Here is a 21,044-nt window from a genome sequence, read left to right on the forward strand (position 1 = left end):
GTGCACGAGCCACATAAAACAGGCCAAATATGGCCAGCATGATCAGTGCAATACCGCCTTTAGTCCGCCAAAAAGGTATTGCCAGATCTGTACCACGGCGATGGGCTCCATCATGATCAACTCCCAAGCTGGGTGGGAAATATCGGCCGCTGCCGTATTGTCCAGCCTAGACAACATCTCCTTGAACAGCTGTGACGCCAATCAATGCTCCTGTAAGCGTGTCGATTATTGTTGTGGTGTAGCGTCATGGCATAGATCATTTCTGGAGGTTGCTGATCCTGCTGCTGCACCAGTGGTTGCCCTTCGACAATGCGCTGGCTGCCTTGTACCCCGGCGAGGGAGTGCCCAAGCCGCTGGAGGAGTACGACGCCGGCTCCCGGTGGGGAACGCCGTCCATGCTTTCCTGCCTGGACGGCCTATACTTGCTCGACCCCTTCTACCAGGCCTGTCAGGAAGGCCTGCCCAGTGGGCTGTAACGCCTGGAGGAGATCGCTTCTGACCAGTTCCGTCAAAGCGAGTACTTCCTCAGTTACTTCCACGCCAACGCATTGGAAGACGAGGTGCAGTTCGTTCTCCAGTTGCCGGCCAAGGTAGCCTTATGCGATCTAACAGCTCAAGCCCCAGACCTGATACATGCGGTGCGGTACAGCGCTGATCGGGTCACTCTTCGCTGTTCCCCTTCCAGCTTTGCCTTTGCCCACAGCAGACGTCGGAGATGAAACTGCTCGGCGGACTCACAAACCTGCTCCAGTGCTCTCGCACAAGGCTTTGATCTGGCCATCTTTGCTTGAATGGCTGACCCGTGGCAGGGCGTTGGCCGTGTTTTCTTCGTGCGTGTTGAGCCCAAGGCGAGCGCGATCCACCATCCACAGGCCGCTACTGCCGCGCGCCAATTCTATGCCGGCACTACTCGTCAAAAAATAGGTGAGTGCTTACCCGGCAGGCAATGGGCTACTATCGAGCCCTATATCTATCCGAAAGGGTTAGCTCCGTTGCCAGGGAATTGCATGCAGGCCATCGATATTGAAAACGCGATCGTTCTTCCTTGGGGGCTTGGCTCAAGATCGCCCCATGACCTGTTTTCTGTGTGCGCAGAAATCATTAACTGCCCTGGTGACATCGTTTTAGACGCTAGCAACCTCTCGTATATCGATCCGTTAGGGATGGCCACGCTGCGAGCGTTGTTTGAAAACCAGTTGGTCCAGAAGCGAGTTTCGATGCAGTTTTTGAGCAGAGACCTGACCTCCTACCTGGCCAGGATGGATTTTTTCAAGGACATTGATGTAGAGGGTGTAGATCTATCGGGGGTAGGACGTCGAAACGACCGAAGCACCTCGTTGGTGGAAATCACCAAAATCAGCGAACACCATCAAGCAGAGGCTGCAGCCTCTCGCCTCGCTAGAGCTATTACGGGAAGGTTGACTCAATCGGACCCGGATGCCCCAGTCGACGAGCACACGGGACGGAATGAGTTTGACTCCTACCGGGGCCCTCTGGAGTATTCGCTCAAGGAGCTATTGGAAAACTCGCTTACTCACGCCCGCAGAGAGGGACGTGGTGACGCCGCCGTTTGGCTGACCTGTCAGTTTTATCCAAAATTGAACCTTGTACGCATGGCCATCGTCGATAATGGGTGTGGGTTTCTCGCGACACTGAGGAATCACCCTGAGCTTCATGACCGCACGCATTTGCACGCGATCGAGGCGGCACTCAAACCGCGAGTGAGCTGCAACCGGGGTGCGATGGCCCAGATCCTGGGTAGCGAGAACCAAGGTATCGGGTTAACAACTACCGCAAAAATTGCAGACGCGGCGGGCGGTGGTTTGATCATCGTGAGCGGCAATGGCATACATGACACAAAGCGTCGGCAGTCTCAGGAGCTGCATGATGCGCTGTGGAATGGTGTATCGATCGCGTTTAGCTGTACCCGTGAGCTGCTGCCCACCATTTCGATCAGTGACTTGCTGCCGAAGGACGATGCAGGACAGGTTGACGACGATCTCGACCTAGATCTGAATTTCCGCTAGCTCTGGCTTTTTGATAGCTCGAGGGCTAGAGTCGATCATGCAAGGAGCGGTAAATGGGAGATTCAGCGTCAACTGAAACTCTCGGGCTGCAAAAAAGGATTATGCAATACAAGGGGTTACGACATGCAAACTCAAATTCGATTAAGTAGGGATAGTTCTATCCGAACGTACGGAATGCGAGCTTCAGCGATCCCCTACCGTACCGAAATCGAACGCTCGCTCAGCAGTGGTGAGAGCGTTGTCATAGATTTCGCTGGGAACGATGTCACTCAGTCCTTCGTCGACGAGTTGATCGGGGCGCTGATTCTGAAGGAGGGTCGCCAGGTGGTATCGCGCCTTGCCTTTGAAAACTGCACCAACGATGTCAAAGGAATCATTAAATTTGTGGTCCATGATCGAGTTCGACAGCTGCAAAAAATGCCCGCGTGACGGATCCGCATTGAATTTAAGGCCCTCAATATTGAGGGCCTTTTCATTGGTGCCAGGCAAAAGATAGCCGTCTTGAGTGGCCCCCATAGCTCGCCCTGAAAAGCGAATGTCAGGGGACACACCGCAGAAAAGCGTTCTGTAGCGGAGGAATACGTGGAAAACGGAGCTTAGGTTTCCTCATTGAGATGTGTAGAAATCCATCGCGACTCACCTATGCAAAGGCTGCGAAAAGCCTGAATCTACTGGGGTATCGTGGCGTGAGATATGTGCAAAAAAATGTGCACAGCATCTGCGGATTGGAGAGCTGGCTTGGCTCCTTAAGTAAAACCATCAAGCTGCAACGGACCTGCAACTCCTGCGGCTTGAAGCAAAGCGGGTAATACCACCCCTGAGCCCTACGAGGTGGTGTTCCGGTTTTTGACCAAACGAGAGCACGCCAGGCGCGCAAATGAGCTGCACGACCAGCTGAATGAAGTGCTCGGGGTGGCCAGAAATCTCAACGATGGGCTGTACTTCGGTGGAGCAGACGTCACGGTGCTACAAGACTTTACCATGCTCGATGCGGAAGACTTCGTGCGGTACAACCTTCACGACTGGCTCAGTGTTGGGGATACCGATGAAGATGAAGAAGGTGCCGATGATGCTGACTGAGCTGCTATCGGCCTCCCCTTTAGGATCTGGGTTTGACCTTAGCTGACCGGCTGCTCTACAAACCAATTGATTTTCTCCGGAGCCGGTGTCACTGTCGCTCCAAGAATAGCCCCCACGCCTCGGGCAGGTCCCAGACCTGTACTGCGCATCAGGGGGTTAGTTGTTTCTAGGGCCCGCCCAGGTCGATCAGGCATGCTTTGGGCTGGCCTCAAACCAGTGGGTGACCACCAAAAGGGTCAGTTAGGCCTACTGCTGCCTATCCTCGCTCGTTACCATCCAGAAACCCTCTATTGATACGGTTTCAGCAAAGATGGATGTCTATAAGCTCCGCATCGAAGACACAGAAAGCAAGATCATCGACAAGGAAGGTTTCGAGGCCGAGACCTTCCGCAGAGATCCGTGGTACCAGCCTGGAAGTGCGGGCAAGCTAGCTCAGTTTGCTGTATGCCCGGCATGCGACAACCCTGTCCAGCTGGTTGGGCTGTATGAGCTACCGCCTAACGTGAAGAACCCATTCGGGAAACATGCTACTAAGAGCATTCGCGGCATCGCTCCATTTGATAGTGAGGCCCGTAACGATTGCCCGTACTTCAAGCCTCGCCAGCATAAGAAAACAGAACGAAAAACCAGGTTTGACGGCGTCCCGCGGAAGATTCTCAAGCTATTGATCGAACAGTTCGATCGCGTGGTTTACATCCTGGAGAAAGAGACCCAACTGGTCCTTTCCGAGAACGCGTTGAGAGGCATGCTGCAGCGTTACAAGGGAGAGCGTGGCTACCTCTATACCGGCGCGACGCTTCGCAATGTGCCATGGATCTTTGCTTACATGTCGGACGCCACCCGCCTGTTTGGCCAGAAGGTCAGTGGAAATGCTGAGCTGGTGAAAGCTATTGCCGCTGAGGTGCCGGGGGCGGAAATCAGCAGCACTGGTCGGCTGGAATCGAAGAAGGTGCCTGGTTCGAAGGCGGCATATTTTGATCTCAAAATGAGTTTCATCCGCCATCGAATCGTCAAAGACAGTGAAGCGTCTGGCTTGGTTGAAAGCATGGAGTTTGTAGTGTCACAGCCTCGCGGAGGTGAGCTTGAGCACATTCACAAGGAAGTCATCAAATTCGATTCGGCTTGGTTCGAATCTCTTATCCGGATGCCGGTTGATCATCCTTATCGCAGAATGGATAGAGTGAAGATGGCCCGGGAGGAACTGGGCGATCTGCTGGAGCTGACTCAGGCCTGAGGAGGCCTGCTGTAAACCACTTTTTTTCACTGTAAACCACAGTGGTTTACAGTGAAAAAAGTGGTTTACAACGTAGCTATGACACGCGCCCTGGCCACTCCCCAGGCCAGCGCGCTCCTCATTGGTTCGTTCAGCCGGACGTCGAACACCTGTGCTGCTCGGGGCCTTGCCACGCCGCGGTGTCCTATAATTCATCTTCAGCTGAGTGGAGCAAAATGTTGTGAAGCGCACATTCATTGGAATGGTCGAGGCTGGTGAGCCACTGATGAGGCAAGCGCTTGAAGCTATCCGACAGGCCCACGAAGCGGAGGCTGCTGGATTGCCAGACCTTGAGGTACAGCGTCTTCACCTATTGGCAGATTCGCTCTATCAGGCGGTCATTGATTTTCAGCTCCTCAAAGCAGGTAAACCACCGTCGACTATCCAGTGAGGACCTGCCGCTACATGACGAAAAAGATACCAGCTCTTCTCCCCGACCACCCCATGTATACCGACGCAGTGGATGCGATGAAGCAATACCACGAGGCGCAGGCTTCTGGCTCATCTGCCGAAGAGGTTGAGCGCCTGCGTCAAATCGCAGAATCACAATTTCGGGCTGTCAGCGAGTATCAGCTCAACGCTCTGGGATATCAGTCTCGTCGTCCGCACTGAAGGGATAACCGATCCGGAGGTAGCTTCAGAATCCATCAAGCCAAGCGGAAGACTCACGACGCGGTCCGATTGATCAGCGAGACGGTCGGGAGGGTTTGCACACAGCCCCAAAAAAAAAGCAGCTCCCGAGAGCTGCTTTTTTCTTACTCCCCCTTTTTGTGCTTGTGGGGTTTCAGGTCCGGATGGTCCTTCTGCTTTTCAGGGGTGACTCGCTGCCTTTTGTCCGGAGTGCCATCTTCATTGGTGCGCTTTGGGCCTGGCTTGATGCTCATGCAAAACTTCCTTTTCCGCTTGGGTTGTTGAATGCAGCTATGTAATTAGTCCAGCTTCTCTCAGCTGTCAAAGCAGGCTGGTGCAGAACCGCCTGGCCGATGATCCGGTCCACATCGAACATTCAGAGGCCAGAATAAGAGCCTCCGACAAAGGGCTTACAAGGGGCAGTGAAATCCAGCGCTGAGCGATACGAAGACGTCTGGACGTTCATCATGCCGAGCACGGTGTGGAACAGGTTGTCGTGGCTCAGCGGTGACGTGGTTTGAGCTTTCAAACAACCCACGTTGACCTTTTCGCTCTTCGCGAGCGAGTCAGACATCCAAAGTACCAACGGCACCTTTGTTTGCTCGTCAGGAGCCATCGCGTAAGGCAGCCCGTGTAGATAGAGCCCACCCTCCCCCAGCGATTCGCCGTGGTCCGAAACGTACATCAGCGCAGTGTCGAACTTGGTGTTGGCCGCCAGGATATCGATGAGATTTGCAGTCACATAATCGGTGTAGAGGATTGAGTTGTCGTAGGCATTGACCACCTCCTCCTGCTTACATTTGTCGAGCTCGTTGGTCTCGCACACCGGTGCGAATTTCTTGAATTGCGAGGGGTAGCGCTTGTAGTAGGCCGGGCCGTGACTGCCTTTGTAGTGGAGCACCAGGACAGCATCGCCTTCCTGGCGCTTGATGAAGTCTTGCATCTCCGTGAGCAGCACCCCGTCCTTACACTCCTCGCTGGTGCACAGTTGGGAATCCGCGTGAGAGGCAGCCTTGTGGTTGGGAACCCTGTCGCAGACCCCTTTGCACCCCGAGTTGTTGTCAGTCCACATGACACTGATGCCAGCGCGTTGAAGCACGTCGAGCAGCCCTTCTCGGCTCTTGGCCAAGCCATCTTTGTACTGGGCCTTACCCACGTCCAGGAACATGCATGGCAGCGAGACCGCGGTAGCGGTACCGCAGGAGCTCACGTTCGTGAAGCTAATGACATTTCGCTTTTCTAGTTCCGGATTCGTTTCACGGGAGTAGCCGTTGAGGGAGAAGTTGGCGGAGCGAGCGGTCTCTCCTACTGCCAGTACCAGCAGCCTGGGTTTACGAGCCGCACCCTGTCGATTAACTACCGCATCAGTACCAATGGCCGTCAGCGTTTTAGGTGAGGCCAGCTGACGCTTCAGGTACCCATGGCCAGCCGCAAACAAGTTGGTAGGTACCAGAATCAGCCGGATCTCCCGATTGTTGCGCAGCAAGGAGGCATACGACTGGTACTGACTCAACGCGATGCCAGATAAGGTCAACAGAGCGAGCGACAGAGCAATGAACCTGCTGACCAAAGCTTTGGCCCAAGGCTTGCGCCGGAGGGGAACCCGGGCAATCAGGTAGACGGGCAACACCCCAACCATTGCGACCCAAAGACCGAGCTTCCAATTCAGCAGCTCGGTTGCCTCAGCGACGTCGGTCTCCACAACGTTGGTGAACATTGTGTAATCGATCACGATGCCGTAGGCATTCATGAAGTAACTCGCAAAAGACGCGCTGATCAGTACCAGGCACAGTATGGGTTTGGCCAGCCGCCCCCATGACAGCAAGCTCAGAACGGTAAACACCCATGCGAATACTATGACTGGGAGGCTAGCCGCTAGCTGCCAGTTCACTTCATCGGTTTTGAATACCAGCTTCCAGAGCACGTTCCAGAGCTCAGCGTTCGCGAATAGCAGTAACCAAAAAGTCACCAGGCCGATTAGCAAATTAGTACTGATGCCTTTCTGCCGCGCATTGCGAATAGCAAAGATCCATTTGCTTAACAGGGTGTGAACAATGGATTTGGAAGGTGTCATTATCAAACTCTGGAAGCTGCTTATCCATGGCGGTAGCTATGGAGTTAGCGGGAGCTACAAGGCAAACCGTCGACAGATGCTGAGCGATTGCGCAATGTGCGGAGCGTCAGAGGCCTTAGGCCCCTAGGCGTTGGGGACGCTTAGTATGTGTGAGGCATAGGGATAAAAAGAGAAATGAATCTCGCTGAGCGCATTATTTCCGGGACCTGATAACGACACGATGACCTCGGGATTACAATGCTGACAGAAATCCAATTACTGCTGTTTTGATTGTCATTGATCACGCTATGATCAAAATTAGGGGGATACTACCCACCAAAAGCAATGCTCCGCTCAGCTAGATAAATTTAATTTCACAAACAAAACGGTTTCGTTTTGTCGTAGGCTAATTTTGAACTTTCAATTCAACTTACAAGTCTTTCTCGCGAGCAGAATATTATTTTCAACTTTTGCTCGTTAATATGTCACCCATCAATGAGGGGCGAATACCATGAGCTTTTTCAAAAACATCCTGGGCGGGCACCATGGCCGTGGAAACCACGGTGGAGGCAAGCACCACAGCGGGGGACATGGGGCCGAGCAATATGATCGCCATGGCCGGCAGCAGGGCTGCGACGGCGGTAATCAGGTGTATGACGGCGGGCGCCCTCCCACTCCTGCCCCCATCAAAGATCTGCAGGGCTGCAGGCAGTGCCGGACGGCCAACGATCCGTCAGCACGCTTTTGTCTAAACTGCGGAACACCGCTATCGAGTGGTTGCACCGCCTGCGGCTCGCTGCTGAGTGCAGGAGCAAGATTTTGCAGTCACTGTGGCCAAGCGACGCTCTAAGGCTAGGTAGACAGGAAGGCCAACGAGACCACAACCCTGCGCAAGGAGAAATACGTGGGTTCAAATCATGACCATGGCAGCGCTGCAGTACGCGAGGGGCATCAGAAGAAGCTAATCATGGCGCTCGGCTTGACTGGCAGCTTCATGATTGCAGAAGTGATCGGTGCGTGGATTACCGGCAGCCTGGCGCTGCTGTCGGACGCATCTCACATGTTCACAGATACTGCCGCCTTGGCGATCTCACTGATTGCACTTCAGATAGCCAAGCGGCCGGCGGATCAGAAAAGAACCTTCGGCTATGCGCGCCTGGAAATTCTGGCTTCGACGTTCAACGCCGTGCTGCTCTTCCTGGTGGCGATGTACATCTTGTATGAGGCCTACCAGCGCTTCTTCATGCCGGCGGAGATCGCTACCGGAGCGATGATGTGGATCGCAATCGCCGGCCTGATCATCAACCTAATTTCGATGCGCCTTCTGGCATCTGCGAGCAACGAAAGCCTCAACGTCAAAGGAGCCTACCTCGAAGTTTGGAGCGACATGCTCGGCTCGCTTGGCGTAATCATCGCGGCACTTATCATCCGCTTCACCGGCTGGACCTGGGTCGACACGATTGTCGCTGTGGCGATCGGCCTTTGGGTTCTGCCGCGGACGTGGCAGTTGCTTCGCGAAAGCCTGGGGATCCTCATGGAGGGTGTCCCGAGGGGGCTCGACGTTACGGCAATCGAGGCCACCATCCTCGGAGTAGATGGCGTGACGGACGTTCATGACTTGCACGTGTGGGCTGTCAGCAGTGGCAGTAACGTGATGACGTCGCACGTAGTGGTTCGGGATTCTGCAGATGGGGATGCTGTGTTGGCGGCCGTCGTGGATGCTGTCAGCGATGCATTCGAAATCCATCACTGCACCATCCAGATCGAGCGGGCAGCTTTCCACGAGAGCGTTCCCTCACCCTCGCACTGACCGATCGGTAAACACCATGCAAACACATCACCCTCCTGGCTGAGGGTGATGTTGCAAAAAAAATGCGGTGAGGGATGCCGTAAACGGCAGGAGCGCTTCAAGGGGGTTGGTGAATGGCTTCGCCTGCCCTCGTCAACAACCTCCAGAAGGCTCAGCGATGGCCTGGATCATCACGAAGTACCTACTCACTGCCGGTATAGTGATTCTCGTGTCAGAGCTGGCGAAACGCAGCGACAAGCTGGGCGGCTTGGTCGCCGCCCTACCCTTGGTCACGGTCGTGACGTTGGTCTGGCTCTATTTAGAGAACCAGAGCATGGAGAAGATCTCCAACCATGCTTGGTACACGTTCTGGTACGTGCTTCCGACCCTACCGATGTTTATTGCTTTTCCATTGCTGCTACCTAAGCTCGGCTTTTGGCCGACACTGATCAGCAGCATCCTCATCACAATGGCCAGCTTCGGAGGCTTCGCCATACTGCTGCGCCGGTTCGGCATTGAGCTTCTATGATCCGGTGGCCGCAGGGATCATCTTGATGAGTCTTAACGGCTATTAACACACTCGCCCTTCACCAGGTAGCGAACCATGTGCAGTTCGCCTTTCGAGTCTTCGTAGGTCATCATGCTTCTTACATTACCGCAGTACCGCACACTGGGTGATACATACACCAACTTACCAACGTCCAGGTCCATGCCATAGGCGTAGTCTTCTAGTTGAGGCATGGGCTTTTTTACGCGTTGAGCATAATCCGCTGTAGCCTCTCTAGCAGTACGCTCGATGCGTTTATTGATCTCCATACCGCTTTGGGCATTGGCTGTTAGTGATGTAAAGAGCAAAAACACGGCGATCGCTGATACAGTAGTGTTCATAAGAAGTCCCTTAATAAAAAAGCGCCCGTAGGGGGGCGCTAAAATTCACCTACCAAAGGAGCGTATGGTTTACAGGTGAATGCACTGGCGCGAACAACTGCTCGGTGCTCTTGCCAAGCTGCTTTGAAATGAGACAATTTCCAAAGCAGCGATGCCTCTTCCGCTGCCCTTAAACTAGCAAAGGAGGCTAACACCAAGATGATCGGGCAATTACAATTTGGACATGTAATAGATTGTAAGATAATTATTCGAGAGAATATCGAGCCGCCACGTGAACTAATTTGCAGAAAGGCGCTGCGGTTTGCGGCCGTGCATGGGGTCTGCCTGCGTGGCGCCCTCGATCCAAGGCCAGTACCAGTCCTTGCAAGCTAACGACCGAAATGCTGCCTGTCCTGGCCGATTCCACCTGCCAGGCGAATCTGTCATACACCGCCGCAGGCCCCAGAATCCGCTATGCTTAGGGGTGGAGCCTGCATGACTGTCAGAAATCTTGCGGCTACATTACAAATTTGTAGGATTTCGCCGCGGCCAGCTTCTTCGCGTTAAGATTCAAGCGTCCTCAGGTGACCCGGCGTATGGACAGAGGTAGCGACTACCACATGCCATACCCTCAGCCAAACTTTCGAACAGCCTGCAACCATAATCTTGGCGGATTAGGCCAACTCCTTCCTCACACCTTGAGATAAGTTATGCGCGTTCTAGTTGTGGAAGACGAAATTAAAACTGCCGAATATCTTCAGCAGGGCCTATCCGAAAGCGGGTATGTCGTAGATATCGTGCACAACGGTGTAGATGCTCTGCACTTGTTCAACACTAATGTCTATTCGTTGGTCCTCCTGGACGTGAACCTCCCGGGTATCGACGGCTGGGACCTGCTGGAAACCATCCGTAAGACCAGCCGGGTCCGCATCATCATGCTGACCGCCCGCGGACGCATCAATGACAAGCTCAAGGGCTTGGACGGCGGCGCGGATGACTACCTTGTGAAGCCATTCGAATTCCCTGAGCTGCTTGCTCGCATCCGTTCGCTGCAACGCCGTGGTGATGAGTTAGTCGAGAAGAGCTCGCTGAAAATTGCCGATCTGGAACTCGACTCCGTCCGCCATCGCGTCTTCCGCGGTGGCACACGCATCGATCTCACCACCAAGGAATTTGCGCTTCTGCACCTGCTCATGAGCCGAACGGGCGAAGCGCTGACTCGCTCTCAGATCATCTCGTTGGTCTGGGATATGAATTTCGATTGCGACACCAATGTCATCGATGTAGCCATCCGGCGCTTGCGCTCGAAGATCGATGACCCGTTTGAAACCAAGCTCATTCACACGCTTCGTGGCGTTGGGTACGTTTTTGAGGAACGCGCATGAGGCCATTCAGCCTGGCTGCAAAGCTGGGGTTAAAAGTTGGGTTGATGAGCGCAGCGTTGCTGCTTCTGTTCGCCACCTTTGGCTATCTGATGGTAGGCAAGGCTCTGGAAAGAAATGCCAGAGCAGACCTGGAAGTAAAGATGGCGGGGATGGCTCACAACCTGTCCACCATCCCGGACATCTCCGGCGTCAACGCGGATGCGCATCAGCTTGTCGATTTGGTCATGGGCCACAACAACCTGTATGTGAGCATATTCGATACCTCACAGAATCAGACTCCCCTGCTCTCGATTGGCTCGAAACAGGTCAATCTGGAGGTGCACAAGTTTCAGCCGGCGGCCCAGCCCAAAGAGCACGAATGGCGTGATACGCAGGACCGTCCTCTGCTGAGTGCTTCTCGAATCATGCGTTTGGGCGATGGAACAGAGGTCAGCGTCTATATGACCATGGACCAGTCATCCAGTGAGGCGCTGCTCGATGCGTTGCTGACCTGGGCCTTGATGATGTCCCCCGTCATCCTCGCACTGATCTTGGCCATTGGCTGGTGGACTGTGCGCAGAGGCCTGCTACCACTGACCAAGTTCCTCAAGATCGCCTCGAAAATCTCAACCGAGAGCCTCGACCATCGCCTTCCAACTGATGGGATGCCGGCAGAACTCAAAATGCTCGCCGACGGCATCAACATCATGCTGGCTCGCCTGGATGATGGGGTTCAGCAGCTCTCGCAGTTTTCTGACGACCTTGCTCACGAACTTCGAGCACCGCTTTCCAACCTGATGGGCAAGGCCCAGGTTGCCTTGACCAGAGAACGATCGCTTTCCGAGTACCGGGAGGTTCTGGAGTCGTGCACAGAAGAGCTGGACCGCATGAGCCGCATGGTTTCCGACATGCTGTTCTTGGCCCAGGTCAGTCATCCAGCATCAATGGTGGAGTTCGAATCCGTCTCCTTGGTCGACGAGGTTCAGCGAGTGTGCGAGCTCTTCAGCATTTCAGCAGAAGAAGGCGAGATTCAGCTGCAGATCTCCGGCAGTGATGACGTGGTGCGCGGGAATCGCCTGATGGTTCAACGTGCCGTCTCGAATCTGGTCTCGAACGCGATCCGTTACTGCCCTCGCGGCCGCACGGTCTACGTTAAGGTGCAGCATAGTGCGAGCGGTACGACGTTGAGTGTCGGCAACCCCGGCCGTGGTATTGCCAAGGAACACCACGCGCACTTGTTTGAGCGGTTCTACCGTGTGGACAAGAGCCGAGCACGGAGCGAAGGCGGTACCGGTCTTGGCTTGGCCATTGTGCAGTCGATCATGAGTCTGCACCAGGGATCGGCGAGCGTGGAGGTGACCGAAGAAAACTTCACCTGGTTCCACCTTCACTTTCCGGAAGCCCAGCAAATGCAGCCGGCAATGACCGCCGCTTAAATTGCGCAGACACGATTAGGCCCGTCAATCGACGGGCCTTTTGTTTGCCTCAATGCATCAGTGCCGAAGGACCACAGGGTCCATGGGCGACCGCAGAATCACCGACTTAATAATCTTCTGTTCGTCAGGATTGGCGTTTTTCCACAGGTGTGAGAAGTACTGAGCATTCACTTTCTCTTGAGCACTTACGCTGCCGGCGGCATCGATCAGGCGCATGGTCGAGTAGACACAGATCAGCGCCAGAATGAAGAACGCCGTGGCGACCACCATCACATAACGCTTGGCCAGCACCGGTGCCCGCTTGAGCTCCTGGATAGAGGCGTCCGCCGCCTTTGTCGCTGCTGTAAGCTCCGAGATCAGTGGCTGGATGGCGGTGTCGACTCCGCGGCATGCAGCTGAATACGCTGATGCAGCGGCGCGCAAGGCAACCTCCTCCGCGTTCGACCAAGCCTTCTCCGCCTTTCGCACCTCCTCCTGAATCTGCCGGCCGACAGCGTCCACCTGCTCCACCAGTTCGTTCGACCTCTCCAGAACAGCGCTGGAGGTGCGCGTCTGCGAGGTCAGCTCATCGAGCTGGACAGTGAGTTTTTCAGTGCAGCGGCGAAAGTCACCGATAGCAACTGCCCAGGGCTCTATGTCATTCATGGCTATCTCCTAGGGCGGCCAACAACGCCGCGCTGAATTAACGCGCTAGATATCAAAATTGTAATTTAAGAGAAAATTCGAAGTCGCCCTCGACAGTGCCGAGATAGACATGATCCTTCCAGATTTGAAGATTTAACGCATCCTATCTGCAGCCAAAATTACGGAATTGTAATTATTGACTCACCTTGTCGTTAGCTTCGCGTTCCTAAACTACAAACCAACAAAGGCCGCTAATCAGGTTGGCCTAGTATGAACCGAGGTTCACAATGAAATTTGTCAAATCTATCGCTATTGGCAGCCTGCTGCTGGGTCTCATGGGTACCGCTTACGCTGAAGGCGGCTTCGAGCGAACGAAACAGTTCAACGAGAACTTCCGAACCGAACAGGCTCGCCTATGGAGCGATGACTCTTCGGACCAGAACAAACAACAAGTCGCTCAAGAGCAAAAGAAAGAAAGCAAGGATGGTAAGGAACAAGCCGACAATTAATCGGCGGTTAAATAGGACTTCAAATGACGAAAGAAATCGACAAAAAAGCCAGGGTAAAACCTGGCTTTTTTGTGCTTGGAATTTAGCCTTCGTTCTTGCGAGGCGTTTCCGCATTGCTTTCTCCGGCCAGACCCTCGGCACCTTGTGCGGGGCGTTTCCAATGGCACAGCAGGAGCTGGCTGGCGTTCGCTTCGGTGATCGATGTGCAAGCTAGATCAGCGGGCAGACCATCCTTGCTGTCTCGCAAGCGCCTGGACAGATAGAACGAGCCATCCCGCGGCCACTTGGCAGGATCCTTGATGTTCTCGGACTTCCCGCTGCTGTAAAACTCCGACGAGTATGAGCGGCGGCCAGGATAGATCAGGGGAGCGGAATGAGCAGACTGCACATTGAGCCAGGCTTGAACCACATCCCGCTGATTCTGAGGGCGCTCCTCTAGTACCCCGGCGTAGATGATGCCCGCACCGATGATTGGCAACACCAATGCGCTCGCAGCGGCAGCCCAGGTGGTCTTCGGGCCAACTTCGCTGACCCGTGCAGACAGCAGCAATGCCCACGCTGGCAGCGCGGGTAGCAGGTAGGTCCACAGAATGTTGCCTGCAAATGTGAAGAAGACCGGTGTCGCCAAGGCCCACAGCCAGAGGTAGGCTTTGAAGCGCTGCATCGATCCACGCTTGCGGATCAACAGTGGTAGAAACAAGGCCCATGGCAGTAGCGACAATCCGAGCTGGATCCAGATGCTGCCGTACGGCTTGGCATGAGCACTACCATAGAGGTCCCCTGCCCAGTTACTGACGACGTAGCGGCTCCAGTGCTCACCAACGAAGAAGTACTCCATGAAGCCGGGCGTTTTCATCTCGGCCGCGACATACCATGGCACGGATATACCGAACATGAGTACAAGGCCGCTAATCCAGGGAAGCCTCAGTACCCGTCCCCATTCCTTGTAGATAACGAACCAGGCGAATGCCGGCGCCCCCATAAGCACCAGGGTCAGCGGCCCTTTGGCAAGCAAGCCCAGCCCGAGACCTGCGAACATCAGGTAGGCATCCGCCTTGCTGGCGCACTTCATCCAACGCCAGAAACCGTAGCTGGCCAGCAGAATCGAGAACGACAAAACAGGGTCAGTCAGCACAACACCGCTGGAGACCAGGCCAAGTGTGGTGCTGGAAAAAATAATGGCAGCCCAGATGCCGGCGTTACGAGAAATCTGCTGCGTGCCGAGTTTGATGATGATGAAACAGCTTGCCAGGTGGAGTAGCCACGCTGGGAAGCGCGCAGCGAACTCGTTAACGCCGAAGACCGTCATGCTCGCGGCCTGGGTCCAGAAGGACAACGGAGGCTTGCCCCAGAACGGTACCCCGTAGTCGAACATGGGCGTGATCCAGTCATTCAACTCGACCATCTTGCGAGCCATTTCAGCGTAACGGGCCTCAGATGTGTCCATCAGCGGGTAGATGCCCAGCCCCACCAAACGCAATAGCAAAATCGAACCCAGGACCCACCACAGCGTCCTCTCGTTCTTCAGGTTCAGCATTTCTTACCCTCGATCGAAGCCATCGAAGGGTGGAGTGACACGGGATCTGCCTTGTTGCTGTGCTTCAGGAAATAGAGAGGCCGGCGCTTCACTTCCGCGAGTGTCACGCCCAGGTACTCCCCCACCATGGCGACACCGACGCACATGAATGAAGCCATTCCGACGATCAGGTGATGGATGTCGAAACTGCCTGCCACAAGCGACGCAAGCATGTAGCAGATGCTGGAGACGAAAAGACCGAAACTGATGAGGCTGAAAATGCGCAGTGGTTTGCGAGAGAAGCTGACGATGCTCTCGATGGCCAGATTGAACAGGCCAGCTGCATTCCATTTGGTGCTCCCGGCATGGCGAACAGTGCGATTGTAGGGCAGTTCGATGGTACGAAAGCCTACCCAGCCGATCATGCCTTTGAGAATCCTGGAGCGTTCATCCAGGGCCCGCAGGGCTGCCAGCGGCGCAGGCCCAATCAATCGGAAATCGCTGACATCGGCCGGCATGTCCACCTTCTCCACCAGGCGCTGCATGACCCAGTAGTAAGCCCGGGCACTCATGCGCTTGAACCACGAATCACCGATTCTCAGGTTGCGCTGCATGTTCACCACGTCGTAGCCGCGTTGCCAGTAGTCCACCATGGCCGCGATGAGCTCTGGTGGATCCTGCAGGTCGACATCAATGAAGATCAGCGCACTGCCACGGGCATGGTCTATCCCGGCGCTCAGTGCAGCCTCTTTGCCGAAGTTGCGACTCAGGGACAGGCAACGTACAGATGACCCATCCTGATAGTGGCGAAGAATGTCGGCCGTCCGGTCATTACTGCCGTCGTCGACATAGAGGATTTCGCAGGAGACGGGTAAGCGCTTCACCACGCGGGTGATTCGCTGGTGGAACTCGGGGATGGTTTCCTCTTCCTGGAAGCAAGGGACCACGATGGTTAACAAGGGATCAGGGCGCTCGGGAAAGCGATGTAATGTCTGCATGATTGAATGTCCAAAAACGATGTGCAATGAATCCAAGTGCAGTGAGGCTTAAGGTCACTACGACTTGGGAGATGAGCGGTGACAGATTCGACTTGATGAGGAACCACATACCCACGCCATTGCCGAAGTTTGTGGTTAACGCGACCAGTGCAAACCTGACAGGCTGAAACTTACGAGAGCCATCTGCCACAAAACAGAGCGCCCTATTTCCAATGAAGCTCGCGATTGCGCCAACCATGCCGCCACAGATACTGGCCAGTAACGGAGTAACGAATTCTGTCGTAACCAGCAATAGGAACACCGCATAATGGACTCCCGTTGCTATGAAGCCGATCCCCAGATAACGAATCAGTAAGGTAGTAAGAGGTGGGGTTTGATTTTCCATGCCCAAAGCCTATGGAGGCAAAGGTGAAAAAATAGTGAACTAAATGTAAATGCGTAATTAGCCGAATCTATATATGGTAAGTAACAAGTCGGCGCACTAGGCTAGCACGCTACAATATCAGAGGGATTGCCTGAAAATTACGCTTTCGAAATAAAAGCCTTCCGATAACGCATGCATGACCCGTGGATTACAATGTTGACAAGATAAGGAAACACCGGGTGGCATTGAGATAGATTCCCCGAATTAAGGGGGACCTAATGGTTACACAAAATGAAACATATACAAGCAGCGTTGTTCCTTACAGCCCTGACATATTGGATGATTTGCCAATTGATGATCAGCTGGCCGTAGAGTTTTTCGCAACAGCACGTTGTGCCAGTTTCAAACAGGCTGCCCGAGGGCTCAATGTGCCAGTGGTAGGCCTGCGGAAACGCTTGGAGAAACTGGAAGAGCACATTGGTGCTCCCGTGTTTGTCTACAAACACAACAAGCTTGCCCTGACCCGCACAGGCGAGAGGGTCAGCCATTACCTGTGCCAGCTCTTCGGCCCAGACGGCCTTGGCAAGTCCGGTGAAAAGGAAGTCCCCAGGCTTACCATCGCGATCACAGAGCCAGTGCTGAACGACATCGTAAACCGCGATCTAGTCGCCTACGTGCGTGATCATGCCGAAATGCAGCTGGAAATCCATTCAGAATGCACAACGCAGATGCTTTCTGAGTGTGAAGTCGATGTGGGTATCGCTTTGGTGAGCCCAGATGATAAAGGCGCGCTTGATCGCCATCCTACGTATAGGTTTGAACGGCTTGGCCGGATTGGGCACGCCCTGTTCATTTCCAGCCGCTATTCAAGAAGCGTCACCCTTCCAGTGGAGAGCTTGGATTTGCACAACTTCATGCTCGTTGTCCCTTGGGATGAAGAGATCTTGGCGGGCTCACGAAAGTGGGCATCGATAATGGCTGAGCATCAGGGCGGTACCACTCGGGTCAAGAGCTACAACCTATCACGAGGCCTTGTCGTTGGCGGTGCGTGTATTGGAGTGCTGCCCGACTACAGCCGAAAACTGGAGAGAAATATCCTACCCGTGCCGGGTTTCCTGGACGACCTGGAGGAGAAAGATGTCTATCTTGTTATCAAAACGAAGCTTGTCCGCAATCCGCAGGTTTTGGAAATTCGAAGATTGATCAAGAAGAGCTTCTTTGATAAGAAGGACTGGCTTGTTCGGTAACAGTTTTGTTAGGTTTGAAACTCCTCCGTTAACACTACAGAAACACAACTGTCATATTCGCTTGCAACCTAGTCAGAGTGCTTAGAACAAAGGCATCTTGTTACAGCAGGTGACAACCGTGGCCTGCTCCCATCTGCAAGATAAATTTAGGCCGGCGCAGGGCGAAATATAACGTCGGTAGCTAAGCACTTAACATACGAGAGGCAAGCAATGATCCGTTCTTCGAACATGCGGGAAAAGCTGTTGGCTGCCGCAATAATAGGCACATTTTCCTCGCAAGCATTCTCCGGAACAGTAACCACTGACGGAGCTGACATCGTTCTGAAGACCAAGGGCGGTCTTGAAGTATCGACTTCTGACAAGGAATTCAGTTTCAAACTGGGCGGCCGAGTTCAGGCCGACTACGGCCGTTTCGATGGTGTCTTCACCAAGAATGGCGATACCGCTGACGCAGGCTACTTCCGTCGCGCCTACCTTGAGCTCGGTGGCGTGCTGTACCGCGACTGGAAGTATCAGCTCAACTACGACCTTTCCCGCAACACGGGCAACGACTCCGACGGCTACTTCGACGAAGCCAGCCTGACCTACACGGGTTTCAAGCCGGTGCAACTGCGCTTTGGCCGTTTCTACACCGACTTCGGTCTTGAGAAAGCCACCAGTTCGAAGTGGACCACCGCCATGGAGCGGAACCTCTCGTACGACCTGGCGGACTGGATCAACGACAACGCCGGCATGGGTGTTCAAGCCACCAGCACCATCGCTGACATGGCTTATGTTTCCGGTAGCGTTTTCAGCGAAACCAATAACAACTCGGATGGCGACAGCACCAAGCGCTACAACGTACGTGGCGTGTTCGCACCGCTGCACAGTGATGGCAACGTCCTGCACGTCGGTGCTCAGTACGCTTACCGCGACCTCAAAAACAGTGCGGTCGATACCCGGATTCGTTCGCGTCTGGGCGTCCGCGGTGTAGATACCAATGGCGGCGGCGATGCCGGCACCAACGGCAACCGCATGCTGTTTGGCGGTGCTGCTGCACAAGATGGCCTGTGGAAGGACGACTCGGTCTGGGGTCTCGAAGGTGCCTGGGCCACCGGCCCGTTCTCGGTTCAAGCGGAATACCTTCGCCGCAAGCTGAAAGCTGACCAGGCCAACAACGACATGAAGGCCTCCGGTTACTACGCCCAGATGGCTTACACCCTGACCGGCGAGCCGCGTATCTACAAGCTCGATGGTGCCAAGTTCGACACTATCAAACCAGAGAACAAGGAACTGGGGGCCTGGGAAGTCTTCTACCGCTTTGACGATATCAAGGTCGAAGACGGCAACCTGGTCACCGCGGCGGACCAATCGAACGAGCGCAAGGCCAAGAGCCACACGGTGGGTGTGAACTGGTACGTCAACGAGGCGGTGAAAGTCAGTGCCAACTACATCAACGTGCGCACCGACAACAACGAGAACACCGTGGGCGACGACAGCGGCAATGCCATCGTGACCCGCCTGCAATACGTCTTCTGATCCCTCTCATCAGTCTGACGTGAGAAAGCCGGAAGCGCTCAACGTGCTTCCGGCTTTCCTGTTTCTGGAGGTGATCAAGCATGGAGCGCCCTCCTCCTACCTGCTTTCGCTTACCGATGACCGCTCTTGCCAAAGCTCGGCGAATCTGATGTGATTGCCGCGTCGGGCTTTGCATGGTGGCCGTGCAAGCAAATCAAACCTGACTCCTATTCATGATTGAACCTGATTCGACGTCCAGCTTCGCGTCTAACGGCCCTACAAGCGCAGCTACCCCAACGTCGCTCATTAGGGGATAGTCATGTCTGCAAAAAAGCTGCTTCAACCTCTCGCTGCTCAGCTGCACGCCTCGTTCTCGGCTTCTGGCCGCCCGTACTCTCATCTGCACCTCCACCAGCTGTTCCACGCGGCCATCGGCTCCGTTGCACCGCAAGTTGCCATCCAAGACAAGCTGCCAATTCAGGTCTGTCGTGACAACGAGACACGGCAGTACAACCTCTACGCGGCGGTCGAGCGGGCGAAAACGTGCTTAGGATTGACCGATCTTCAAGCAGTCGGTGTGGCTGAAGAAGTCATTGAGGTGCTACGAACTGCGGGAATCGGCGTGAACCAGGTTCGCCTGCTCCTTGACCCCTCCTTCAGCTCGAAGACTCGCAAAAAGGCCTTCAAGGCTCTCTGCAAGAACCTGGATCTGAACGAGCTAGGCGATCGCTTCGTCCCCAAGACTGCCACGTTGGCCATCGCTGCTGGTATTGCGCCGCCTCCCAAAATGTCGTGGAAGGATCGCTTCGCCCTGGCTGCAAATTCCCCCATGCGGGGGCCAAGCGAGCTCATCAGCATGGTCAACCGGGATGAGTGTTATCTGTGGGTATTCCCACCGACTGACCATCATGCGACGGCTCCAGCGACGCATGACCGTTTCTTTGGTGAAAAGACCCACCCGAGCGCAGAAATGGGCATGGGGTTCAGCATCATCGATTCCGGCTGGACCCGCCCCAAGTACCCGCTATCCAGGCAGTCACAAGAGACCTTCATCCAGTATTCGCTTTCTGCGCCGATGTGGTCCTGGCGCGCACAAAGTGACACCTGGCGCCTGGGAAACATCCTGCGTTCAAGAATCCTTGACGGGGCTCCTTGGCATAACGAGCCTCTGAGTGACGTGCTTCCGAGCGGCCTTAAATCCCTGCCCCGGATCTATGGGTGCGAAACCTGCCGAACGCTGTTCATTGAGAATCACAGCGACTACCCGGATGTACCCACTCAGTGCCAATGCGGTGAGGCGAGCAGCACGGGTGACCAAAACGAGTCATCTGCTCTCAATAGCTGATTTTCCTTACGGTGGCGGGCTGAGCCCCCCGTTAGGGATTGGCTATGGGAGCGGGATTCGCTCACCCCAAACCTGAAGGCGCCGCCACCTAACCGAGCGATATGAGCTGAATGCTCGCGGAGTAGATATGCAAAAGAGTAAAAACAAACAGGACACCCTGGCGGCGATCAATGCGCTTGTCGAGATTGCGTATGATCAGGGATTTGCGGACGGACACGGAGTCGGCAATCAAGTCGGTTTCGTAGCCGGTGTCATGAGCCTCAAAGCTGCATTGGCCTGCGGCTTACGGCATGGCTCACCTGAGTGCGGAAAGGCCCTTGAAAGCCTCAAGCGCATCGGGATCGACGAGTGAGAGAAAAGTACGGGTCGTGCGCTGATCGCGCACGACCCGTACTTCTACTTCAGGTCATTTCCCTGCTTAGCTT

General features: G+C 54.7%; 24 protein-coding genes and 1 pseudogene. 17 read left to right on the top strand and 8 right to left on the bottom strand.

What is annotated here, in order from left to right; translation table 11 throughout:
* Positions 1-42: 42 nt before the first annotated feature.
* On the bottom strand, positions 43-201 hold the full coding sequence (locus ACE4QZ_RS02155) for a hypothetical protein (protein WP_011953098.1): 159 nt from the start codon (positions 199-201) through the stop codon (positions 43-45).
* A 47-nt stretch (positions 202-248) separates the two neighbouring features.
* Here ACE4QZ_RS02155 and ACE4QZ_RS02160 point away from each other — a divergent pair.
* The 7 genes and pseudogenes from ACE4QZ_RS02160 to ACE4QZ_RS02190 form a co-directional block, all read left to right on the top strand.
* Positions 249-584 (top strand): annotated as a pseudogene (locus tag ACE4QZ_RS02160) (helix-turn-helix transcriptional regulator); the annotation flags it as partial.
* A gap of 423 nt (positions 585-1,007) precedes the next feature.
* The gene (locus tag ACE4QZ_RS02165) at positions 1,008-2,027 is read left to right on the top strand and encodes an ATP-binding protein (protein ID WP_015268415.1); all 1,020 of its coding nucleotides are present in this window, start codon (positions 1,008-1,010) and stop codon (positions 2,025-2,027) included.
* Between the two features lie 174 nt (positions 2,028-2,201).
* Complete coding sequence (locus tag ACE4QZ_RS02170; RefSeq protein WP_128337688.1) at positions 2,202-2,456, top strand: STAS-like domain-containing protein; 255 nt, start codon at positions 2,202-2,204, stop codon at positions 2,454-2,456.
* Positions 2,457-2,873: 417 nt separating this feature from the next.
* Positions 2,874-3,107 carry a hypothetical protein gene (locus ACE4QZ_RS02175; RefSeq protein ID WP_156867445.1) on the top strand — a complete coding sequence of 78 codons (234 nt, stop codon included), beginning with the start codon at positions 2,874-2,876 and terminating at the stop codon, positions 3,105-3,107.
* 310 nt (positions 3,108-3,417) lie between these two features.
* Complete coding sequence (locus ACE4QZ_RS02180) at positions 3,418-4,341, top strand: hypothetical protein (RefSeq protein ID WP_011953102.1); 924 nt, start codon at positions 3,418-3,420, stop codon at positions 4,339-4,341.
* 220 nt (positions 4,342-4,561) lie between these two features.
* Positions 4,562-4,771 (top strand): hypothetical protein, encoded by a 210-nt coding sequence (locus tag ACE4QZ_RS02185; RefSeq protein WP_015268418.1) that lies wholly within the window; start codon positions 4,562-4,564, stop codon positions 4,769-4,771.
* A 14-nt stretch (positions 4,772-4,785) separates the two neighbouring features.
* Positions 4,786-4,992 (top strand): hypothetical protein, encoded by a 207-nt coding sequence (locus ACE4QZ_RS02190; RefSeq protein WP_011953104.1) that lies wholly within the window; start codon positions 4,786-4,788, stop codon positions 4,990-4,992.
* Positions 4,993-5,135: 143 nt separating this feature from the next.
* Here ACE4QZ_RS02190 and ACE4QZ_RS02195 read toward each other — a convergent pair whose 3' ends face one another.
* Together ACE4QZ_RS02195 and ACE4QZ_RS02200 are read right to left on the bottom strand one after the other, a co-directional pair.
* On the bottom strand, positions 5,136-5,264 hold the full coding sequence (locus ACE4QZ_RS02195; RefSeq protein WP_003253468.1) for a hypothetical protein: 129 nt from the start codon (positions 5,262-5,264) through the stop codon (positions 5,136-5,138).
* 122 nt (positions 5,265-5,386) lie between these two features.
* Positions 5,387-7,084, bottom strand: a complete 1,698-nt coding sequence (locus ACE4QZ_RS02200) for a phosphoethanolamine transferase (RefSeq protein WP_003298414.1) — start codon at positions 7,082-7,084, stop codon at positions 5,387-5,389.
* Positions 7,085-7,574: 490 nt separating this feature from the next.
* On the opposite strand from ACE4QZ_RS02200, the gene ACE4QZ_RS02205 reads away from it, so the two are divergent.
* From ACE4QZ_RS02205 to ACE4QZ_RS02215, 3 genes are all read left to right on the top strand, one after another.
* Positions 7,575-7,913, top strand: coding sequence for a zinc ribbon domain-containing protein (locus tag ACE4QZ_RS02205; RefSeq protein WP_071890582.1), 339 nt, complete (start codon positions 7,575-7,577; stop codon positions 7,911-7,913).
* A 54-nt stretch (positions 7,914-7,967) separates the two neighbouring features.
* Positions 7,968-8,873: a cation diffusion facilitator family transporter gene (locus ACE4QZ_RS02210; protein ID WP_010951438.1), complete on the top strand. Its 906-nt coding sequence runs from the start codon at positions 7,968-7,970 to the stop codon at positions 8,871-8,873.
* A 157-nt stretch (positions 8,874-9,030) separates the two neighbouring features.
* On the top strand, positions 9,031-9,381 hold the full coding sequence (locus ACE4QZ_RS02215) for a DUF3147 family protein (RefSeq protein WP_011953105.1): 351 nt from the start codon (positions 9,031-9,033) through the stop codon (positions 9,379-9,381).
* Between the two features lie 32 nt (positions 9,382-9,413).
* Here ACE4QZ_RS02215 and ACE4QZ_RS02220 read toward each other — a convergent pair whose 3' ends face one another.
* The gene (locus ACE4QZ_RS02220; RefSeq protein WP_011953106.1) at positions 9,414-9,740 is read right to left on the bottom strand and encodes a DUF2790 domain-containing protein; all 327 of its coding nucleotides are present in this window, start codon (positions 9,738-9,740) and stop codon (positions 9,414-9,416) included.
* A gap of 689 nt (positions 9,741-10,429) precedes the next feature.
* On the opposite strand from ACE4QZ_RS02220, the gene ACE4QZ_RS02225 reads away from it, so the two are divergent.
* Together ACE4QZ_RS02225 and ACE4QZ_RS02230 are read left to right on the top strand one after the other, a co-directional pair.
* On the top strand, positions 10,430-11,104 hold the full coding sequence (locus tag ACE4QZ_RS02225) for a heavy metal response regulator transcription factor (RefSeq protein ID WP_003253457.1): 675 nt from the start codon (positions 10,430-10,432) through the stop codon (positions 11,102-11,104).
* Positions 11,101-12,519, top strand: coding sequence for a heavy metal sensor histidine kinase (locus tag ACE4QZ_RS02230; RefSeq protein WP_011953107.1), 1,419 nt, complete (start codon positions 11,101-11,103; stop codon positions 12,517-12,519). Before ACE4QZ_RS02225 ends, ACE4QZ_RS02230 begins: the two co-directional genes overlap by 4 nt.
* A 57-nt stretch (positions 12,520-12,576) precedes the next feature.
* On the opposite strand, the gene ACE4QZ_RS02235 is transcribed toward ACE4QZ_RS02230, so the two are convergent.
* Positions 12,577-13,164 (bottom strand): hypothetical protein, encoded by a 588-nt coding sequence (locus ACE4QZ_RS02235; RefSeq protein WP_010951442.1) that lies wholly within the window; start codon positions 13,162-13,164, stop codon positions 12,577-12,579.
* Positions 13,165-13,430: 266 nt separating this feature from the next.
* On the opposite strand from ACE4QZ_RS02235, the gene ACE4QZ_RS02240 reads away from it, so the two are divergent.
* On the top strand, positions 13,431-13,652 hold the full coding sequence (locus tag ACE4QZ_RS02240) for a hypothetical protein (RefSeq protein WP_010951443.1): 222 nt from the start codon (positions 13,431-13,433) through the stop codon (positions 13,650-13,652).
* An 82-nt stretch (positions 13,653-13,734) separates the two neighbouring features.
* Here ACE4QZ_RS02240 and ACE4QZ_RS02245 read toward each other — a convergent pair whose 3' ends face one another.
* Genes ACE4QZ_RS02245 through ACE4QZ_RS02255 form a run of 3 tightly spaced genes read right to left on the bottom strand, consistent with a single transcriptional unit; the run spans position 13,735 to position 16,551 of the window.
* A complete protein-coding gene (locus ACE4QZ_RS02245) occupies positions 13,735-15,189 on the bottom strand; it encodes a phospholipid carrier-dependent glycosyltransferase (RefSeq protein ID WP_010951444.1) in 1,455 nt (484 codons plus the stop codon).
* On the bottom strand, positions 15,183-16,166 hold the full coding sequence (locus ACE4QZ_RS02250; RefSeq protein ID WP_010951445.1) for a glycosyltransferase family 2 protein: 984 nt from the start codon (positions 16,164-16,166) through the stop codon (positions 15,183-15,185). Before ACE4QZ_RS02250 ends, ACE4QZ_RS02245 begins: the two co-directional genes overlap by 7 nt.
* Complete coding sequence (locus tag ACE4QZ_RS02255) at positions 16,132-16,551, bottom strand: GtrA family protein (protein ID WP_010951446.1); 420 nt, start codon at positions 16,549-16,551, stop codon at positions 16,132-16,134. Before ACE4QZ_RS02255 ends, ACE4QZ_RS02250 begins: the two co-directional genes overlap by 35 nt.
* A 257-nt stretch (positions 16,552-16,808) precedes the next feature.
* Here ACE4QZ_RS02255 and ACE4QZ_RS02260 point away from each other — a divergent pair, with 257 nt between their 5' ends.
* From ACE4QZ_RS02260 to ACE4QZ_RS02275, 4 genes are all read left to right on the top strand, one after another.
* On the top strand, positions 16,809-17,777 hold the full coding sequence (locus tag ACE4QZ_RS02260) for a LysR family transcriptional regulator (RefSeq protein WP_011953108.1): 969 nt from the start codon (positions 16,809-16,811) through the stop codon (positions 17,775-17,777).
* A gap of 210 nt (positions 17,778-17,987) precedes the next feature.
* Positions 17,988-19,295, top strand: coding sequence for an OprO/OprP family phosphate-selective porin (locus ACE4QZ_RS02265; RefSeq protein WP_009395904.1), 1,308 nt, complete (start codon positions 17,988-17,990; stop codon positions 19,293-19,295).
* 298 nt (positions 19,296-19,593) lie between these two features.
* Positions 19,594-20,619, top strand: a complete 1,026-nt coding sequence (locus ACE4QZ_RS02270) for a hypothetical protein (RefSeq protein WP_011953109.1) — start codon at positions 19,594-19,596, stop codon at positions 20,617-20,619.
* Positions 20,620-20,746: 127 nt separating this feature from the next.
* A complete protein-coding gene (locus ACE4QZ_RS02275; RefSeq protein WP_010951451.1) occupies positions 20,747-20,971 on the top strand; it encodes a hypothetical protein in 225 nt (74 codons plus the stop codon).
* The last annotated feature ends 73 nt before the right edge of the window (positions 20,972-21,044 follow it).

The sequence above is a fragment of the Pseudomonas sp. DCA-1 genome, assembly GCF_046523955.1.
Lineage (GTDB): Bacteria > Pseudomonadota > Gammaproteobacteria > Pseudomonadales > Pseudomonadaceae > Aquipseudomonas > Aquipseudomonas putida_Y.

Bases quoted from the DNA above. Each gene is read 5' to 3' on its own strand.
- ACE4QZ_RS02165 (WP_015268415.1), top strand. From the start codon at position 1,008: ATGCAGGCCATCGATATTGAAAACGCGATCGTTCTTCCTTGGGGGCTT.
- ACE4QZ_RS02170 (WP_128337688.1), top strand. From the start codon at position 2,202: ATGCGAGCTTCAGCGATCCCCTACCGTACCGAAATCGAACGCTCGCTC.
- ACE4QZ_RS02180 (WP_011953102.1), top strand. From the start codon at position 3,418: ATGGATGTCTATAAGCTCCGCATCGAAGACACAGAAAGCAAGATCATC.
- ACE4QZ_RS02190 (WP_011953104.1), top strand. From the start codon at position 4,786: ATGACGAAAAAGATACCAGCTCTTCTCCCCGACCACCCCATGTATACC.
- ACE4QZ_RS02195 (WP_003253468.1), bottom strand. From the start codon at position 5,264: ATGAGCATCAAGCCAGGCCCAAAGCGCACCAATGAAGATGGCACTCCG.
- ACE4QZ_RS02200 (WP_003298414.1), bottom strand. From the start codon at position 7,084: ATGACACCTTCCAAATCCATTGTTCACACCCTGTTAAGCAAATGGATC.
- ACE4QZ_RS02205 (WP_071890582.1), top strand. From the start codon at position 7,575: ATGAGCTTTTTCAAAAACATCCTGGGCGGGCACCATGGCCGTGGAAAC.
- ACE4QZ_RS02215 (WP_011953105.1), top strand. From the start codon at position 9,031: ATGGCCTGGATCATCACGAAGTACCTACTCACTGCCGGTATAGTGATT.
- ACE4QZ_RS02220 (WP_011953106.1), bottom strand. From the start codon at position 9,740: ATGAACACTACTGTATCAGCGATCGCCGTGTTTTTGCTCTTTACATCA.
- ACE4QZ_RS02225 (WP_003253457.1), top strand. From the start codon at position 10,430: ATGCGCGTTCTAGTTGTGGAAGACGAAATTAAAACTGCCGAATATCTT.
- ACE4QZ_RS02230 (WP_011953107.1), top strand. From the start codon at position 11,101: ATGAGGCCATTCAGCCTGGCTGCAAAGCTGGGGTTAAAAGTTGGGTTG.
- ACE4QZ_RS02235 (WP_010951442.1), bottom strand. From the start codon at position 13,164: ATGAATGACATAGAGCCCTGGGCAGTTGCTATCGGTGACTTTCGCCGC.
- ACE4QZ_RS02240 (WP_010951443.1), top strand. From the start codon at position 13,431: ATGAAATTTGTCAAATCTATCGCTATTGGCAGCCTGCTGCTGGGTCTC.
- ACE4QZ_RS02245 (WP_010951444.1), bottom strand. From the start codon at position 15,189: ATGCTGAACCTGAAGAACGAGAGGACGCTGTGGTGGGTCCTGGGTTCG.
- ACE4QZ_RS02250 (WP_010951445.1), bottom strand. From the start codon at position 16,166: ATGCAGACATTACATCGCTTTCCCGAGCGCCCTGATCCCTTGTTAACC.
- ACE4QZ_RS02255 (WP_010951446.1), bottom strand. From the start codon at position 16,551: ATGGAAAATCAAACCCCACCTCTTACTACCTTACTGATTCGTTATCTG.
- ACE4QZ_RS02260 (WP_011953108.1), top strand. From the start codon at position 16,809: ATGGTTACACAAAATGAAACATATACAAGCAGCGTTGTTCCTTACAGC.
- ACE4QZ_RS02265 (WP_009395904.1), top strand. From the start codon at position 17,988: ATGATCCGTTCTTCGAACATGCGGGAAAAGCTGTTGGCTGCCGCAATA.
- ACE4QZ_RS02270 (WP_011953109.1), top strand. From the start codon at position 19,594: ATGTCTGCAAAAAAGCTGCTTCAACCTCTCGCTGCTCAGCTGCACGCC.
- ACE4QZ_RS02275 (WP_010951451.1), top strand. From the start codon at position 20,747: ATGCAAAAGAGTAAAAACAAACAGGACACCCTGGCGGCGATCAATGCG.